General features: G+C 68.4%; 18 protein-coding genes. 8 read left to right on the forward strand and 10 right to left on the reverse strand.

Annotation, left to right across the window (positions count from 1 at the left end; all coding sequences use genetic code 11):
- Positions 1–72: 72 nt before the first annotated feature.
- Positions 73–744, forward strand: a complete 672-nt coding sequence (locus ACOZ35_RS12025) for a TetR/AcrR family transcriptional regulator (protein ID WP_424013816.1) — start codon at positions 73–75, stop codon at positions 742–744.
- Positions 745–831: 87 nt separating this feature from the next.
- Here ACOZ35_RS12025 and ACOZ35_RS12030 read toward each other — a convergent pair whose 3' ends face one another.
- Genes ACOZ35_RS12030 through ACOZ35_RS12040 form a run of 3 tightly spaced genes read right to left on the reverse strand, consistent with a single transcriptional unit; the run spans position 832 to position 3,694 of the window.
- Positions 832–1,209 carry a hypothetical protein gene (locus ACOZ35_RS12030; protein ID WP_424013817.1) on the reverse strand — a complete coding sequence of 126 codons (378 nt, stop codon included), beginning with the start codon at positions 1,207–1,209 and terminating at the stop codon, positions 832–834.
- A complete protein-coding gene (locus ACOZ35_RS12035) occupies positions 1,206–2,417 on the reverse strand; it encodes a thiolase C-terminal domain-containing protein (RefSeq protein WP_424013818.1) in 1,212 nt (403 codons plus the stop codon). Before ACOZ35_RS12035 ends, ACOZ35_RS12030 begins: the two co-directional genes overlap by 4 nt.
- On the reverse strand, positions 2,417–3,694 hold the full coding sequence (locus tag ACOZ35_RS12040; protein WP_424013819.1) for a CaiB/BaiF CoA transferase family protein: 1,278 nt from the start codon (positions 3,692–3,694) through the stop codon (positions 2,417–2,419). The genes ACOZ35_RS12035 and ACOZ35_RS12040 overlap by 1 nt, the downstream gene beginning before the upstream one ends.
- A gap of 903 nt (positions 3,695–4,597) precedes the next feature.
- Between ACOZ35_RS12040 and ACOZ35_RS12045 the strand changes: the two genes are divergently transcribed.
- Positions 4,598–6,556: an AAA family ATPase gene (locus ACOZ35_RS12045; RefSeq protein WP_424013820.1), complete on the forward strand. Its 1,959-nt coding sequence runs from the start codon at positions 4,598–4,600 to the stop codon at positions 6,554–6,556.
- A 38-nt stretch (positions 6,557–6,594) separates the two neighbouring features.
- Here ACOZ35_RS12045 and ACOZ35_RS12050 read toward each other — a convergent pair whose 3' ends face one another.
- Positions 6,595–7,668, reverse strand: coding sequence for a S26 family signal peptidase (locus ACOZ35_RS12050; protein WP_424013821.1), 1,074 nt, complete (start codon positions 7,666–7,668; stop codon positions 6,595–6,597).
- Positions 7,669–7,800: 132 nt separating this feature from the next.
- On the opposite strand from ACOZ35_RS12050, the gene ACOZ35_RS12055 reads away from it, so the two are divergent.
- Entirely contained in the window at positions 7,801–9,420 is a 1,620-nt protein-coding gene (locus tag ACOZ35_RS12055; protein WP_424013822.1) for a DNA-directed DNA polymerase II small subunit, read from the forward strand.
- Positions 9,421–9,438: 18 nt separating this feature from the next.
- On the opposite strand, the gene ACOZ35_RS12060 is transcribed toward ACOZ35_RS12055, so the two are convergent.
- The 4 genes from ACOZ35_RS12060 to ACOZ35_RS12075 form a co-directional block, all read right to left on the reverse strand.
- The gene (locus tag ACOZ35_RS12060) at positions 9,439–10,071 is read right to left on the reverse strand and encodes an IMPACT family protein (protein WP_424013823.1); all 633 of its coding nucleotides are present in this window, start codon (positions 10,069–10,071) and stop codon (positions 9,439–9,441) included.
- Positions 10,068–10,610: a hypothetical protein gene (locus ACOZ35_RS12065; protein ID WP_424013824.1), complete on the reverse strand. Its 543-nt coding sequence runs from the start codon at positions 10,608–10,610 to the stop codon at positions 10,068–10,070. The genes ACOZ35_RS12060 and ACOZ35_RS12065 overlap by 4 nt, the downstream gene beginning before the upstream one ends.
- A gap of 32 nt (positions 10,611–10,642) precedes the next feature.
- Positions 10,643–11,248, reverse strand: coding sequence for a PspA-associated protein PspAB (pspAB, locus tag ACOZ35_RS12070; RefSeq protein ID WP_424013825.1), 606 nt, complete (start codon positions 11,246–11,248; stop codon positions 10,643–10,645).
- Between the two features lie 102 nt (positions 11,249–11,350).
- A complete protein-coding gene (locus ACOZ35_RS12075; protein WP_424013826.1) occupies positions 11,351–12,265 on the reverse strand; it encodes an MBL fold metallo-hydrolase in 915 nt (304 codons plus the stop codon).
- Between the two features lie 130 nt (positions 12,266–12,395).
- On the opposite strand from ACOZ35_RS12075, the gene ACOZ35_RS12080 reads away from it, so the two are divergent.
- Both ACOZ35_RS12080 and ACOZ35_RS12085 read left to right on the forward strand, forming a co-directional pair.
- Positions 12,396–13,340 (forward strand): NAD(P)H-binding protein, encoded by a 945-nt coding sequence (locus tag ACOZ35_RS12080; RefSeq protein WP_424013827.1) that lies wholly within the window; start codon positions 12,396–12,398, stop codon positions 13,338–13,340.
- Complete coding sequence (locus ACOZ35_RS12085) at positions 13,337–14,017, forward strand: DUF7530 family protein (RefSeq protein ID WP_424013828.1); 681 nt, start codon at positions 13,337–13,339, stop codon at positions 14,015–14,017. Before ACOZ35_RS12080 ends, ACOZ35_RS12085 begins: the two co-directional genes overlap by 4 nt.
- 94 nt (positions 14,018–14,111) lie before the next feature.
- Here the strand turns inward: ACOZ35_RS12085 and ACOZ35_RS12090 are convergent, their stop codons facing one another.
- On the reverse strand, positions 14,112–14,279 hold the full coding sequence (locus tag ACOZ35_RS12090; protein WP_006629189.1) for a DUF5786 family protein: 168 nt from the start codon (positions 14,277–14,279) through the stop codon (positions 14,112–14,114).
- A 125-nt stretch (positions 14,280–14,404) separates the two neighbouring features.
- On the opposite strand from ACOZ35_RS12090, the gene ACOZ35_RS12095 reads away from it, so the two are divergent.
- Positions 14,405–15,454 carry a DUF5784 family protein gene (locus tag ACOZ35_RS12095; RefSeq protein WP_424013829.1) on the forward strand — a complete coding sequence of 350 codons (1,050 nt, stop codon included), beginning with the start codon at positions 14,405–14,407 and terminating at the stop codon, positions 15,452–15,454.
- Positions 15,455–15,547: 93 nt separating this feature from the next.
- Here the strand turns inward: ACOZ35_RS12095 and ACOZ35_RS12100 are convergent, their stop codons facing one another.
- On the reverse strand, positions 15,548–15,832 hold the full coding sequence (locus ACOZ35_RS12100; RefSeq protein WP_008444580.1) for a DUF5789 family protein: 285 nt from the start codon (positions 15,830–15,832) through the stop codon (positions 15,548–15,550).
- Positions 15,833–15,979: 147 nt separating this feature from the next.
- Between ACOZ35_RS12100 and ACOZ35_RS12105 the strand changes: the two genes are divergently transcribed.
- Both ACOZ35_RS12105 and ACOZ35_RS12110 read left to right on the forward strand, forming a co-directional pair.
- A complete protein-coding gene (locus ACOZ35_RS12105) occupies positions 15,980–16,906 on the forward strand; it encodes a PHP domain-containing protein (protein WP_424013830.1) in 927 nt (308 codons plus the stop codon).
- A 25-nt stretch (positions 16,907–16,931) separates the two neighbouring features.
- Positions 16,932–17,096: a DUF6757 family protein gene (locus ACOZ35_RS12110; protein WP_006114727.1), complete on the forward strand. Its 165-nt coding sequence runs from the start codon at positions 16,932–16,934 to the stop codon at positions 17,094–17,096.
- Positions 17,097–17,135: the final 39 nt, after the last annotated feature.

The following is a 17,135-nucleotide window of genomic DNA, read 5'->3' on the forward strand; positions in this document are numbered from 1 at the left end:
CCGGGCAGTAAATTCGGTCGAGAGCGCGAAACGGAGCAATCGTATTATGTACTTCACACGTGGAGTACCCGTATGAGCGAATCACAGGGCGGATCGGCGAACGAGTCCGCCGAGTCCCCGACCGACGACGCCGACACCGGCGAGGAGACGGTGTCCTCCAAAGATACCAAGGAGGTGATCATGGAGGCGACGTTCCGCGCGCTGAGCAAGCACGGGTACAAGGACCTCCGGATGCGCGACATCGGCGAGGAGATGGACCTCACGCGGCAGGTGATCCACTACCACTTCGACGGGAAATACGACCTCATGTCCTCGTTCCTCGAACACATCATCGACCAGTACGAGGGGAGCGTGGTCGTCGAGGGCGACGCGGACCCGCGGACCGAGCTGCGCGCCCGCGTCGACCAGTGCCTGTTCGGCCCCGAGTTCGAGGAGTTCAGCCACTGGGACCGGATGAAGGTGTACCACGAGCTGTACACGCACGCGCAAAACGACGGGGAGCACCGCGAGGTGTTCAACGAGCACTACGACCGCCTCCGCGGCAGCATCGTCGAGGTCGTCGAGGAGGGGATCGAGGAGGGCGTCTTCCGCGACGTCGACGCCGAGCGGATGGGCCAGCTGGTGACCGACGTCATCCACGCCGCGCGCGGGCGCCGGATCTCGCTCGGTCACGAGGACGCGCCCGAGGAGGCCCGGAAGGCGATGGACGAGTTCATCTTCGAGTCGCTGGAACGGACCGAGTAGGTCGGAAAAAAGCCGAAACAGTCGAAACCGGTCGAAAACCGATCAAAAACGGTCGAAGCTGAATTCACGGCGACGTTTTTGCGATCGTTACGATTCCTCGACCGCGACGAGCCGCGGGTCGGTCCGTTCGCACTCGTCGCGAAGCCGGTGGGAGCCGTCGAATCGAACGCGATCGCCGGGAGACAGGTCGGCGTCGGCCGCCTGCGCGATCAGTTGGACCTCGTCGAACCGGACCAGCGCGAGGTGGTTCGGCGCGCGGACGTCCGGCGGCGTGGTCTCGACCGTCGTCGTCGCGACGACGGCCCCCGTTTCCAGTCGAACCGTCGGGGCGTCGGCCGCCGAGCGGCCGCACTCCGGGCAGCGGCGCCGGTCGTAGTACCAGCGTCGGCCGCAGTCGTCGCAGGCGAAAGCGTGGTCCGCGGGGAGGTCGCGGTCTGCGGTGATTTCGCCGTTCGAGTCGATCACGCGCGCAACACCGTACAGACGCTGTTGTTCCCGAACCCGGCGACGTTGATCGCGAACGCCGTCTCCGCGCCGTCGACGCGGCGGCTCTCGGGGAGGTCGCCTCGGAGTTGCCATACGAGCTCGACGATCTGCGAGAGGCCGGTCGCGCCGAGCGGGTGGCCGCGGGCCTTGAGCCCGCCCCCGGGGTTGACCGGGAGCTCCCCGTCGAGCGCGGTGTCGCCGTCGAGCGTCGCCTCCCAGGCGGTTCCGGGCTCGTAGAAGCCCAGCTCTTCGAGTTCGATCAGTTCGAGGACCGTGAACGCGTCGTGGATACAGGCGACGTCGACGTCGTCGGGGCCGATCCCGGCGCGGTCGAAGACGCGCTCCCCCGCGGTCCGGACGGAGTCAATCGAGAGCGGATCCGGGCGCTCGGCGACGGCGTGGGTGCCGGTCGCGCTCGCGGTACCTGCGACGCGGGGGGCGGCCTGGTGTTCGTCGCCGTCGGCCCCTCCGTCCGACGCCCGCGTCAGAACCACCGCCGCGGCGCCGTCGGACATCGGACAGCAGTCGTACAGTCGAAGCGGTGCGGCGACAACCGGGGAGTCGAGCGCGTCCTCGACGTCGATCGGCTTGCGGAACTGCGCGACGGGGTTGTCGACAGCGTTCCCGTGGTTCTTCGCCGCGACCGTGGCGAGCGCCTCGCGGGGCGCGTCGTGGCGATCGAGGTACGCGCCAGCGGCGAGGCCGCCGAACGATGGGAGCGTGATCCCCTGCGCGTACTCGCGCCGGTGGACGAGTCGGCTGATCGCCTCGGTGACGCGCCGCGTGTCGCCCGCAGACATCTTCTCGGCGCCGACGACGAGCGCGACGTCGGTGCCGTCGTTTTTGGCGCCTCTCGCGGCGCCGCTCTCAACGCGGTCAACGCCCCGGTGGAAGGCGCTCGCGCCGGTCGCGCTCGTGTTCTCGATCCGGTCCGCGGACGCGCCGTCGAGGCCGAGGGCGGCCGCGAGCGCGTTCGTGAGGCCCGCGCTCTCGTCGAGCGCCTCGGCGAGGGCGTTGCCGAAGTGGAGCGCGTCGACGTCCGCGGGGTCGACCGCGGCGTCCGCGAGGGCCTCCTCGGCGGCCGTTGCGGCCAAGTCGATGAGCGGGCGCTGGGAGTCGCTCTCGAATGGGGTCATGCCGACGCCGCTGACGCGGACGTCGGCGGAGTCGGTCGCGCTCTGGTCCATCAGTCGTCGCCGTCCGCGTCTTCTTCCTTGTCGCCGAACACGCCCAGCTCCGCGAGGCGGTCGATCTCGGCCTCGGAGTAGCCATGCTCGCGGAACACCTCGCGGTTGTGTTCGCCGAGCAGCGGCGGCGGGAGTTCGAAGCCGCTCTCGGCGTTGCGGAACTTGAGCGGGTGCTCGATCACGGGCACCTCGCCGAGCTCAGGGTGTTCGATCTCGGTGATAGTGCCGCGGGCGTCGATCTGCGGACTGTTGAGCGCCTCCTCGACGCTGTACACCGGGCCGGCCGGCACGCCGGCGTCCTCGGCGATGACCTCGATCCACTCGTCGGTCGTCTTGTCGGCGAGCGTGGCCTCGATCTCGGCTTCGAGTTCGTCGAGATGTTCCACGCGGTCCGCGTTCATCTCGAAGCGGTCGTCCTCCGGGAGGTCCGGTCGGTCGAGCGCCTCGCAGAGCTCGCCCCAGAGCTTCTCGTTGAGGATACAGATGTTGATGAACCCGTCTTTCGTCTCGAACGTCTGGTACGGGGCGAGGACGGGGTCTTTCGTCCCCATGCGCTTCGTCTCCTCGCCCGCGAACACCATGCCGGCCTGCTTGGTGAGCCACGGCAGGGTGGCCTCCAGCATCCCGAGGTCGATGTACTCGCCCTGACCGGTCTGCTCTCTGCGGTAGAGGGCCGTGGTCGCGCCGAAGGCGGCCCACATGGCCGTGATCAGGTCCGTCATCGGCAGGCCGACCTTCACGGGCTGGCGGTCCGCTTCGCCGGTGACGCTCATGATCCCGCTCATCCCCTGGATGAGGAGGTCGTATCCGGAGCGCTCGCGCCACGGGCCGGTCTGTCCAAACGCCGAGATCGCAAGGTAGATCAGATCCTCGTTGTACTCGGTGAGCGTCTCGTAGTCGACGTCGAGCCGCTCGGCGGTGCCCGGACGGAAGTTCTGGATGAAGATGTCCGCCTCCTCGACGAGCTCGTACAGCGCCTCCTTGGCGTCGCCGTTCTTCAAGTCGAGCTCGAGGCTCTTCTTCCCGTAGCTCAGCGTCCAGTAGTACGGCGACTCTCCCTTGATGAACGGCGGGCCGGAGTGACGGACGGCGTCGCCGTAGCCGGGCTGTTCGATCTTGACGACCTCCGCGCCCTGGTTCGCGAGCATCGCCGAGCAGAAGCCGCCGGTGACGAACGTCGAGAGGTCGAGGACGGTGACGCCGTCCAAGATTCGTCCGCTGCTCGCGGGACCTCCCGTGCCCGTATCGTCGCTGCCGGTCTCGTCGGTATCGGTCATCGAACCACCTCGTTCGGGATGCGGAATCGTCTCATAGCTGTGTGAACGGTTTGTTTACCAGATGGTAAAACTATCGGCGTCGACCGTGATATTTGGTGGCTCAGCGGTGTCGATCGGAGCGGTCCGGCGCTCGGGTGTCAACCGACAGGACGGGTCGTCGGTCTCCCGGATGTCGTTCGGGAGCCCCCCACCCCTTCGTTTCGGGTGGAACCCCGTACCCTGTCGGGGGGTGAGGCGGGTCGTCGAGGTCGATTCGGATCCTCCCAGATAATTCCTCTCTGATCTACAAATAAAACAACTACACCAATACAAATATAATCTGCTGGGGATTGTCGAGGGTACTGTTTTTTCCTATATGATATAAATCCACCGGTATCAAAACTCCCGCCTCACACCCCCACCACCCTGTTTCACCGTTCCACCCGAAACAAAGGGGTGTGGGGGTATCCCCGATCGCATCCACTCGACGAAGCCCGAAATCGAGCGCCGAAGTCGGTCAGCCGAAGCCACCGAACGGAACTGCCAACCCGAGTTCGGGTAGTCACGACGGAATCATTTGACCAACGGATTAGCCGCATCAGCAGTTGAACCCCGCCACAACGGTGAGACCTCGTTAAAGCGATACGAGACCTTCGCGATCGTCGTTCCTATCCTCTCGACTACTTGATTAGTTCGATCGTCTCACTGATCGCCCCGAACCGCCTCGCGATCGCCCCGACAGTTCGTGAGAGGGGGGCGTTTCAACTCCAGAGAGGAACACTTTTGTACCGTCTCTTCATCTGGTTCGACTGTATCAACTGGACGTGGTCGGTCTCGACTCCGACCGCGAATGCGTATTTCCGCCGGGAGACGGTGTCTCAAGCGACATACCAGACCGTTTCCACCTGAAACAGAGGGGTTCACATGGACGAAGGCGATCACACACCGCGGGCCGACGGCGGCATCGACCCGGACGACGGCGACGAATCGGACCATAGTAGCGACTCCGAGGACTCCTCGCCGAGCAGCTCGTCGACTTCCGACCCCGACGGCTCCGTCGTCGTGGGCTCCGGAACCGACGAGTCCGGGGAGGAGGCTCCCGAAGCCGATAGCCCCGACATCGAGGATTTCGATCCCGACGCTCCAACCGAAACGGTGCCCACCGGTTCGACCGAGACCGGATCCGACGACTCAACCGAAACCGGATCCGGCAGTCCGACCGAAGCCGACCCCGAGAGCCCGACCGAAGCCGACTCCGACGATCCAATCGAAACGGACCCCGATGCCGACCCCGACGTCGACGACGGATCCGGTTTCGATACGCCGGACGTCGACCCGATCGAATCGGACGCCGACACGGCCTCCCTCTCGACCGACGCTCGACCCGAAACGGCGGGGCTCGACAACGGCGGTCGCGACCGGTCGTCGCCCGACGTCGACTTCGACGGCGTCGTCCTCGACGACGACGACGAGGACAACCAGGGGCTGTTCGACGACCTCCTCTCCGGCGAGCCGATATTCGAGAACAAGGAGGTCCTCCGCCCCTCGTACACCCCGCACGAGCTCCCGCACCGAAACGACCAGATCAACCGGATGGCGACCATCCTCGTCTCCGCGCTCCGCGGCGAGACCCCCTCGAACATCCTCATCTACGGGAAGACGGGGACCGGGAAGACCGCCTCCGCGAAGTTCGTCTCTCAGGAGCTCGAATCCACCTCCCAGAAGTACGACGTCCCCTGCGAGGTCGAGTACATCAACTGCGAGGTGACCGACACCCAGTACCGCGTCCTCGCCCAGCTCGCGAACACGTTCATCGAGGAGAACCAGGCGGTGATCGCCGACCGGCTGGAGCGCCTCGAAGGGCTCCGCGCGGACGCGACGGACGCCGAAGGAGCCCCGAACGGCGACGCGGCCGCCGCGCTCGCCGACACCGAGTTCGACTCGGTCGCGGAACTCGACGACCGCATCGAGACGTTGGAGGACGACGCCGACGAGATGGAGGAGGTGCCGATGACGGGGTGGCCCACCGACCGCGTCTACTCGACGTTCTTCGAGGCGGTCGACTACCACGAGCGCGTGGTCGTGATCATGCTCGACGAGATCGACAAGCTCGTCGAGAAGAGCGGCGACGATACCCTCTATAACCTCTCGCGGATGAACTCCGAGCTCGACCGCTCGCGCATCTCGATCATGGGGATCTCCAACGACCTGAAGTTCACCGACTTCCTCGACCCCCGCGTCAAGTCGAGCTTGGGCGAAGAAGAGATCGTCTTCCCGCCGTACGACGCCAACCAGCTCCGTGACATCCTCCAGCACCGCGCCGACACCGCGTTCAAGCCCGACGCGCTCACCGACGACGTGATCCCCCTCTGCGCCGCGTTCGCCGCGCAGGAACACGGTGACGCGCGTCGCGCGCTCGACCTCCTCCGCACCGCCGGCGAGCTCGCCGAGCGCTCGCAGGCCGAGATCGTCGCGGAGAAGCACGTCCGGCAGGCCCAAGACAAGATCGAGCTCGACCGCGTCGTCGAGGTCGTCCGCACCCTCCCCACCCAGAGCAAGATCGTCTTATTCGCCGTGATACTCCTCGAAAAGAACGGCGTCCACAACATCAACACCGGCGAGGTGTTCAACATCTACAAGCGGCTCTGCGAGGAGATCGACGCCGACGTCCTGACCCAGCGGCGGGTCACCGACCTCATCAGCGAGCTCGACATGCTCGGGATCGTCAACGCGGTCGTCGTCTCGAAGGGCCGCTACGGCCGGACGAAGGAAATGGGCCTCTCCGTCCCGGTCGAGGAGACCGAGGCGGTCCTCCTCTCTGACTCCCGGCTCGGCGACATCGAGAACGCGCAGCCGTTCGTTCAGGCCCGGTTTGACAACTGACGCCAGCTCGAAACCGACGCGCGCCGTCGAGGCGCCTGTTACACCGCTGGCGCGGACGAAGCGAGGGCCGAACTCGTCGCCGGAAGACCGGTCTCCATCGCCGCCGGAAGACCGCTCCCAACCGCACCCGCTATCGCCTCGTTCAGCTCCACCTGCCCCGTCGCGATCAGCCGGATGTAGCCGAGATACGGCACCCGGAGACGGGCCACCCCGTTCACCCACTCGGCCCTGACCGGCGGCGAGAGGCCGCTGGCCTGGTCGTACGCGCCGTTGTTGTCGCCGAGGGTGATGTACCCGTCGTGCGGCGCCGGACAGTTGGCGAGCGATCCGCAGTCGACCGCGTTGTGGTGCTCGGGGTCGGCGCGGTCGTACCAGTTCTCCCCCTCGGTAACGTGGAACATGGCCCGGTGGATGATCGGCGACCCGGTCCGCCCCGGGGGCGTGTATATCATCACCGAGCCGTGGGACCCGAACGTCCGGTAGTCGACCTCTTCGCCCACCTCGTGGGTGACGATGCCGACGCCGTTTTCGGCCGCGTCTGGCGCGAGTCGGCCGGGCTCGGTGACGAACACGAGGTCGCCGACCTGCATGTTCGGCTCCATGCTCCCCGACTCGACGGCGACCATGGGGGGCCACACGCCGCTGACGCCGAACAGCAGCAGGCCGACGAGGAGGACGACGCCGACGCTCGCCAGCATCTCCCGGACCCACATCAGCGCACCCTCCCGGTCGTGACGGAACCGGTACAACAGCGACTCGTCCGCCGTCGTCGTCTCCGCTGTCTCGAACGCGGGACCCCCTACCGATTCCGGTGAGCCCTGCGCTTCGCTCCCGGTGTCGACTTCGCCGGAATCAACGGCTTCCCCGGGTGGTTCGGGGCCGTCCCCGAGGTCGACCTCGCGCTCGCTATCGGGGTCGTCCTCCGAGCCGTCGGAGGCCGCGAAGTCGTTTTCGTCGGGAATTTCATTCTCCGATCGGTCGGGAACCTCGTCGTCCGACCGGTCGGGAACCTCATCATCCGATTCGTCAGGAGCCGCCCCAGATTGGTCTTCGGCCCGCTCGTCTCGACCGGCCGACCCGTCGGTGTCCGTCGGCCGATCCCCTTCGTCCATTACGTCGTCTTTGGGGAGTTCCGTTCATAAGCTTCCGGGTCCCGCGGACGCAGCCCTCGTTCGCGTGTCCGTTCGCTGCCCCCGCCCGACGCCTCCGGAACGGTTTTGCCCGCGACCCTCCTTTCGGGTATCGTGCCGCTGGAGTCGAACGCCCGGATCGCGAAAGCCCTCGCCGAGCGCGGCTACAACGCCGAGCGCGAGGCGGTCACCCTGCTTGCGGGCGCGCCCGATCCGACCGCCGCTGTCGCGGCCGCCGTCGACCGCACCCCCGACGACGCCCTCCGGATCACCGCCGACCACGTCCGCGAGGCGATCGGCGACGCCGACAGATCCGCCGCCTCCCCGGACGAACCCGGACAATCTCCAGTCGAAACGGAGGGGTCTACGGGCACCGGATCTCGAGAGACCGGGGCCGCTTCCGGAGCCGCGACGAACGACGCCACCGACTCCGCAACCCTCGACTCCTCACCCGCGGACTCCCCGACCGCTGACAACGAAACCCCCGACGCCGCGACCGATGGTTCCGAACGCTCTCGGGACCCAGACCTGCGCGACCTAGAGGTCGGCAACGACATGACCGGCCGCAGCACCGGGACCGGCGAGTACGCCGACTTCGTCACGACGTTCCGGGACCGCTACGAGCGCCTCTCGAAGATCCTGCGCGGGCGCGTCAACCACCGGCCCGCCGAGGCGATCGCGGACATGCCGGGCGGCAGCGACGCCGCGATGATCGGCCTCGTCAACGACGTGCGCTCCACGAAGTCCGGTCACTGGCTGGTCGAGCTGGAAGACACGACCGGAACCTTCCCCGCCCTCGTGATGAAGGACAAGGGCCTCGCCGACGTCGTCGACGAGATCCTCTTAGACGAGTGCGTCGCGGTCGAGGGGACGCTCGCGGACGACGCGGGCATCCTCTTCGCGGACTCGCTCCACTTCCCCGACGTCCCCCGCACGCATCGCCCCGGCGGCGCCGACCGCCACGTTCAGGCCGCGCTGATCTCCGACGTCCACGTCGGCAGCGACGAGTTCATGGCCGACGCGTGGCACTCCTTCACCGACTGGCTCCACACGCCCGAGGCCGACCCCGTCGAGTACCTGCTGCTCGCGGGGGACATGGTCGAGGGCGTCGGGGTCTACCCGAACCAGGACGAGGAGCTGGATATCGTCGACATCTACGAGCAGTACGAGGTCTTCGCGGAACACCTCAAGGAGGTGCCCGCGGACACCGAGGTCGTGATGATCCCGGGCAACCACGACGCGGTCCGCCTCGCCGAGCCGCAGCCCGGGTTCAACGACGAGATCCGGGAGATTATGGACGTCCATGACGCGCAGATCGTCTCGAATCCGGCCACCGTCTCGGTCGAGGGCGTCGAGGTGCTGATGTACCACGGCGTCTCGCTCGACGAGGTGATCGCGGAGCTGCCCGAGGAGAAGGCGAGCTACGACGAGCCGCACAAGGCGATGTACCAGCTGTTGAAGAAGCGCCACGTCGCGCCGCAGTTCGGCGGCCACACCCGCGTTGCGCCGGAGGAGCGCGACTACCTCGTCATCGAGGACGTGCCCGACGTGTTCCACACCGGCCACGTTCACAAGCTCGGCTGGGGGAAGTACCACAACGTGCTCGCGGTCAACTCCGGCTGCTGGCAGGCTCAGACCGACTTCCAGAAGTCCGTCAACATCGACCCCGACGCCGGCTACGCGCCCATCCTCGATCTGGACACTCTCGACATGACCGTCCGGAAGTTCTCGTAGTTCAGCCGTCAACGGACGTTAGCGATCGATTTCGACCCGCCCGCTCGTCGCGTCGTTGAGCCGCTCGCGGAGTTCCTCAACCTCCTCGACCGGCACGCGAAGGTCGAACCGGACCTGCTCGCCGTACTCCGCGTCGAACTCGAAGCCCGTCGACTCGATCACGCCTCGAACGGTCCCCGAGTCGTCGTACTCCGTCTCGACGACCAGACTCCGGTGCGGTCGCTCCTTGATCACGCCGGCCGCGTCGACGCCGTCCTTCACCGCGCGCGAGTAGGCGCGCGCGAGGCCGCCGACGCCGAGGTTCGTCCCGCCGTAGTACCGCGTCACCACCGCGGCGACGTTCCGGACCTCGCGCTGCTGGAGGACGTTCAGCGCGGGCTTGCCCGCGGAGCCGGTCGGCTCGCCGTCGTCCGACGAATACTCTCTGAGCATCGGCTCCGAGCCCGGCGTGCGCTCAGAGGGCTCGCCCGCGGGGACCCGGTACGCGGGCACGTTGTGGGTCGCGTCCGCGTACTCCTCTCGAACCGCCTCAACGAACGCCTCCGCCGCCTCGACCGTGTCGACGGGCGCGACGTGGCCGAGGAACTCGGAGCCCTGGACCTCGAACCGCGCGGTCGCGCGCTCGGCAACCGTCCGATACGCGTCGGTCACGGCGCTCCCTCCTCCCTCCCTTCGTTTCCGTCCGATCCCCCCTCTCCTCGTCGACGCTCGACGGCGACGCTTGTCGGTGGCGCGAGCCGGTACAGCGCGAGGTAGGCGCCGACGCCCACAACCTCGACGATCACCGCCACGACCGCGAGCGGCTCCGCCGCGAGCGCCGCGGCCGCGTCGCCCCCGTGCCACGCGAGAAACCCGCCGAGGAACGCGCCGAGCGTCCCTGCGCCGAGCGCGTACAACCGCCGGTACTCGCCGGCCCGCAGCGTCGCGACGGCGACCGCCACCGCGAGCGCGCTCCCGGCGAGGAAGAAGTAGGGGCGCGCGTCCGGCGGCGAGCCGAGTCGCGGCCACGCCCACAGCAGGTGGACCGCCGCGGCGACGGCCGCCGTCTGGACGGCGATTCCGCGCAGCAGGCGCTTCTTTGGGGTGTTCCGACCTACCGCGTCCGATCCGTCCGATCCGTCTGATCCGCCAGACCCGTCTGATCCGTCCGACCTGTCTAATCCGTCGTCGGGATTCGTCTCGTCGCTCATCGGATCACCGGTGGTTCGCGGTTCACTCCCGCTCACTCCCACGGGTGGTTCCCGGGCGCGTCGGGCCACAGCGGGTACCAGTACGACTCGTCGTCCTCTAAGCCGAGCTCGCCGTCGAGGACGGACTGGAGCTTGAACTCGACCCGCTGGTTTCGGTCGTTCGTCCCCCGTGGCGCGAACGGGTAGTACGCGCCCCGTCGGAACGAGTAGATCCAGTAGACCGGGCCGTCGTCGTTCTCGAAGCCGAACACGGCCGCGAGCAGCCGCGATCCGAACCCCTCCTCGATGAACTGGTCGGCCGCGAAGTGGACGCTCGTCACTAGGTCCTCCGGGTCGTCGTCCTCGAGGACGAACCACTGGTAGCCGTGATCGTCCTCGTGGCGGTGGAAGCCGGTGCCGGTGTCTATCTCGCCGGCCTCTAAGATGGCCTCGACGGTCTCAACCGCCTCATCGAACCGGGTGCTGTCCATGCCGGAGAAACAGAGGGCGGCCTCGCCGCAGTGGTCGTAGCGGAGGTCCGCCTCCATCGTCATGTACGCGGTCGACATCCCGAAGAGGTCCTCGGGGTCCGCCTCGCGGGTCGCGTCGGTCTCGGCGCTCGTCCCGAGCACGGCCCGGATCGTGTCGAAGATGCCCATCTGGTCGGGCCTACGGGCGGCGGGGTTTAGGGCGTTTCTCTCGGCGGGTCCGCGTCGCGTTTCGCCGGCCGCTCAACGCCGCCGCCGCGTCTCGCCCGCGATTCACTCCGCGTCGTCGACGTAATCGAGATACGTCAACACGCCGCGCGTGTTCAGGCTCGTGTTCGCCTTCGCGCGCTCGGGGTTCCAGTAGTCGATGTCGCGGCTCGCTTCCTCGAAGTGGTCGACGACCGCCTCGTCGTCGTCGAGCTCGGCGCGCTTCTGTCGGACGCGCTCGACCCACTCGACGTACGCCCGCTTCGCCTCGCCGAGCAGGTCCCCGTCGCAGTCGCGCGGCCCGAAGTGGCCGAAACAGATCGTGTCCGGGTCGAGCTCCTCGATCTGTCGGATGTCGTCGAGGCACTGCTCGAAGTCGAACTGCGGCGGCGGCGACGTCGGGGTCACCGCGTCGATCTCGGGGACGTAGATGCCGGCGGCGTCGGCGGCGAACACGACGTCCGCGTCGGGCTCGTGGTAGACCGCGTGGTGGGGCGCGTGCCCGGGCGCCTCGTGAACGACGAACTCGCGGTCGCCGAGGTCGATCCGGTCGCCCTCGGCGACGCCCTCGATCCGGTCGTCGGGCACCGGCTTCGGCTCCGCGTAGTACTCCCACTGCTCCTCGACCGCCGACTTGGTGCCCGCGACGAGTGCCTCGGGGTCGACGAGGTGGCGGACGCCCTTCTCGGGCACCCGAACCTCGGCGTTCGGGTAGCGCTCCGCGAGGTAGCCGGCGCCGCCGGCGTGGTCGAGGTGGGCGTGGGTCGGGAGGATCCACGCGAGCTCCTCGCGGGAGATTCCGATCTCCTCGACCGTCTCGAAGAGGGCCTCTCGGTTCGCCCCCGTTCCGGTGTCGATCACGATCGGTCGCTCGGCGTCGTACACGTAGACGGCGCCGTACTCGTCGGTGTCGAACATGCCGGTGTCGTGGACGTACAGGTCCTCGACGCCGCGGACCGGTTCGAACTCGCCAGCGCGCATACCGGACGAGGGACCCGGGGGCACTTCTAGCGATCGGTCCGCGAACCCCCGTCGCCCGCGACGACCGCGGCCCCGAGGAGGGTCGTCCGCCCGGGACGGGGCTTATGGTCGCTCCGCCCGAGGGGACGGTATGCGAGTGCTCGTCACCGGCGCGACTGGATTTGTCGGGAGCCGGCTCGTCCAGACGCTCCTCGCGCGCGGCCACGACGTGGTCGCGCTCGTCCGCGACGCCGACGGCTACGACGCGCCCGAGGGCGTCTTGGTGGTCGAGGGGGACCTGCTGGAACCGGAGACGCTCCCGCCCGCCTTCGAACTCGACGGCGAGACCGTCGACGCCGCGTACTACCTCGTCCACTCGATGGACGGCGGCCCGGGGTACGAGGAGCGCGACCGCAACTGCGCGACCAACTTCGCCGCGGCCGCGTCCGACGCGGGGGTCGACCGGATCGTCTACCTCGGCGGGCTCGGCGAGGACCGCGAGGAGCTCTCCGAGCACCTCCGGTCGCGGCGCGAGGTGGAGCGGATCCTCGCCGGGGGCGACCCAGCGCTCACGACGCTTCGAGCCGCGATCATCATCGGCGCAGGCAGCGCGAGCTTCGAGGTGGTCGCCGGGCTCGCGCGGCGGCTCCCGGTGATGGTCACCCCGAAGTGGGTCGACACGCTGTGTCAGCCGATCGCGATAGCCGACGTGGTCGCGTACCTCGCGGGCGTCCTCGACGTCCCCGAGACCGCGGGCGAGACCTTCGAGATCGGCGGCCCCGAGGTGTTGACCTACGCCGAGATCCTCCGGCGCACACGGCGACAGCTCGGCGGCGGGCTCCGGATCGTCAGGGTCCCGGTGTTGAGCCCGGAGCTGTCGGCTCGGTGGCTCCGGCTCGTCACCGACGTGAACCCCTACCTCGCTCGGTCGCTGGTCGAGGGGCTCCGCAACACCGTGATCGTCGAGGACGACCGGATCCGGGAGTTCGTGCCCGTCGAGCGCACGCCGTTCGAACTCGCGGTCGCCCGGGCACTGACCGAGTCGCGGACGGCCGAGGAATCCCGCCTGAGCGCGCTCCCCGGGGTCTCGCCGTGAGCCGCGAGTACGGCGAGACGTGGGTGTACGAGAGCCTCGTCGGCGGGATCCCCGGGCTCAACATCTCGCGGCCGCTGGCGGTCGCGCTCCAGTTTCTCATCTTCGAGGTCGGCGTGGTGGGGCTCGGCTGGTACTACGGGACGTGGGACGCCGTGGCGGCTGGCACTGTCGCGGTCGTCGTCGCGGCGGTCGGCAGCGTCGAGATGCACCGCCTGGGCGCGAAGAACCGGCTGCTCGGGACCCCGCCGGAGCACAAGCGCCTGCTGTTCGGGTCGAGCATCGAGATCGTGTTGGGCGTGCTGGCGTTCATCGCGCTGGTGACGTACCTGTTCGCGTGGGACGTGACCGCCGGCCCGACGCTCATCGACCGGCTGTTCGGTCCGGAGCCGCCGCTGCCCGTCGTCTACCTCACGCTGCTCGTCCTCTGGGACCTCACGTACCGCATCGGCACCTCCTGGTGGAGCGCCGTCGTCGCGCTGTGGCGCGCGGTCCACGTCGACCTCTCTCCCGAGGAGCGGGCGACCGTCCGGCGGCTTGACGCCGAGAACATCGGCTTCTCGCTCGTCCAGCTGGCGCTCGTCCCGTTCCTGCTCACGGAGCCCGTGCTGCTCGGCGCGGTGGTCGGTCACGTCCTCGCGGTCGCGATCGTCTGTTCCGCGGCGATCTGGCTCTCGTGAGTGGTGTCCCTCGCGAGTACTGTCGCTCGTGAGTGCTGTAGCAACTGCCGGCGTTGAGAACGGAGTCAGCTGACGCGGCGTCGCCGCGGCCGCGTCACTCGCCTTGAAGCTCTTCGAACTTGTCGAGGAGTGCCTCCGTGGAGTCGCCCGAGTCGTAGGTCAGGGATCCGGAGTACTCGGGCCGTTCCGCGTCGAAGTCGGCGTCGACTTCGCTGGTCTTCTTCTCGCGACGCTCGTGTTCGGCCTCGTCATAGGCACCCATTGACATGGTACACCCACACTTGGCCGGTTCCTGTAATATACCTGTCGGCAAAAGCATCATAAACCGTGAACGATCGGGTCGGTCCACCGGAATCAATTAACCCCGCGGTGTGATACCAAACGCACGTGGCACAACCGCTCCGCTTCAGGCGTTCGCCCGGTCGGTGGACCGCCGACCGCGTCCGGTCGCAGATCGGTCGCCCCCTCGACGAGAACCTCGGAGCGACGGCCGGCGACCCGTGGTTCGCGCCGCCGCCCGGCTACGAGGCGCGTCGGTTCGACATGGACGACGGGTCGTTCGCGCTGTTCTGCTGGACCGAAGAGGACGCGGATCCCCCGTCGGACGCCGAGGGCGGTCCGGCCGGGTACTGGCTGGGCAACACGGAGACGCCGAGCGAGCTCTGGCGGACGGACAAGTACGGGTTCGACGAGGCGCCGTACCCGGTCTCGCGGTGGGCCCAGCGGGAGCTGCTCGCCGGGCTCCACGACGACGAGCCGTGGCTGGCGGACTACCCGCACGTCTCGTGGTACTTCCTGCCCGTGTTCTGTTCGAAGGACGGCGCGGAGACGAGCCGGGCGTTCTTCCGCGACCACGCGGCCGGGTTCCCGGACGCGACCCGCGAGGAGGGGACCGGGTTCGTCGAGGAGACGCTCCGTCCGGGGACGCTCGACGACTACCGCGAGGTCATGGCCGGGAAGCTCGGCACCTCCGCTTCGCAGGACCTCGTCCGGATGAGCGCGGCCATCGCCGAGTTCACCGCGGCCCGGATACTCACGGACGCGGGGTACGAGGTCACCCCGGAGATCGAGGTGACGACGGGCCACTCGCTCGACTTCCGCGCGACGGACCCGGAGACGGGCGCCGGCCACCTCGTCGAGGTGACGCGCCCGCAGCCGACCGCCGGCCGCTCCGCGAACGACCCTGTGGCGGCCGTCCGCGACACCGCCGAGACGAAGACGAGCGGGCAGCTCGCGGCCCACGCCGGCGGCGTCACGCTGTTCGTCGACTGCTCGTCGTTTCCCGCCGACGAGTGGGCCGCCGTGCGCGAGGCCGAACCCGCGGTCCGACACAAGCCCGCGGTCGTCTACCGCGCCGAGCCCGACGGCTCGATAGAGGGGTATCGCAAGGGGTCGGTCCCGCTCGACCTCTCCGGGGTCGTCGACGGGGTCTCGTAGCCTCGCGGCTCGCTGGCGCCGTCGACGGTAGTTGCGTCGCTCTGCGGTTAGGCTTCGAAAGAAAGGGGTACGGACTCCGTGCGGTTCGGCGCGTCAGAACGAGACCGGCGAGGGCCCCTCCTCCGCGTCGGTCGTGGGGTCGCGGTCCGAGTAGAACCGGCGACCGACGCCGCGGTGGCAGACGCCGGCGCGGAGCGTGGTGAACACGTCCTCCGCGTCCTCGAACGTCTGGTCGCCGAACCGCTCTAAGACGTCGCCGAGCCGCTCGGACCCGTTCGCGAGCTCTACGGTCGCGTTGCCGTGAGCCGCGATGATCTCCTCAGAGGTGGTCGGGTACTGGTGCCGTTCGAGTCGGTCGTCGACGCCGTTCAAGCGCATCAACAGATGAAAACCGCCGATGGTTCTTAATGATTGTCCATGTACGACCTTAGTCGGAGGGGATACCTTATATCGCCTTATATCGAACCGGCTCCGGTGGTTCCCGGGACCGCCGCGGCTTAGTGGCGGGCGCAATTATTCGGCTTTATGCCCGCTGACTCCGCTGATTCGGCCGAATCTTCTGATTCCGCCGTCCTCGACGATTCCCCCGACTCCAGCGATCCCGTCGTCGCCGACCTCCACGCGCACACGGTCGTCTCCGACGGCACGCTGACGCTCGACGAGGTGCCCGCGGCCGCCCGCGAGGCGGCCGTCGACTGGGTCGCCGTCACCGACCACGACCGGATCCACCCCGGCCTCGACGCGCCGGTCGTCGAGCGCGACGGCGTCCGGATCGTCCGCGGGATCGAACTCCGCGTCGACGCCGGCTTCGAGCGCCTCGACCTTCTCGGCTACGGCGTCGAACACACCGACGCGCTCGACGCGGAGATCGATCGCCTTCAGCGCGACCGCCGCGAGCGCGGCGCGGCCATCCTCGACGCGGTCGAGGAGCGGCTCGGGGTCGACCTCGACCTGGAACCCCGCGAGGGGTTGGGCCGACCGCACATCGCGCGGGCAATCGACGAGTCTGACGCGCCCTACGACTACGCCGGGGCATTCGACGAGCTGATCGGAAACGACGGTCCGTGTTACGTCGCGCGCGACGTGACACCGCTCGACGAGGGGCTCGACCTGCTCGCGGACGCCTGCGCGCTCGTCGGGCTCGCGCATCCGTTCCGGTACGGGCGCGTCGACGAGGCGCTCGACGTCGCGCGCGAGTCGGCCGCGATTGACGCGATCGAACGGTTCTACCCCTACGGCCGCGCCGTCGACGACGAGCGGATCGACCGCTTCGCCGCCGAGAACGACCTGCTCAGAACGGGGGGGACGGACGCCCACGAGCGGACGCTCGGCGTCGCCGGGCTGACGGAATCGGCGTTCGAACCCGTCCGCGAGCGGCTGCCCGAGCCGGTCTCGGTCGAGGGGTTCGGGGGTGCGGATTCCCCCGCCGCCGCGCCCGACGAACAGGATTAAGCCCGGGCCGAACCGAGTGTCACGTATGCGGTGTCACTACTGCGACCGGGAGGCCACGTACGAGGCGGAGCAGCGCGGCGTGGTCGTCGGCCTCTGCGAGTCCCATTTCAAACAGCGCGTCGAGGAACTCGCGGAGTCGGACGAGCTCGCGGAGCTCCGCGACCGGATCGATATCGAGTCCTCGGAGTAGGCGGCGGCTGGCTCCTCTCCGCCGAGCGACCTCCGAGCC

It is taken from the genome of Halorubrum xinjiangense, from assembly GCF_049604745.1.
GTDB lineage: Archaea > Halobacteriota > Halobacteria > Halobacteriales > Haloferacaceae > Halorubrum > Halorubrum xinjiangense_A.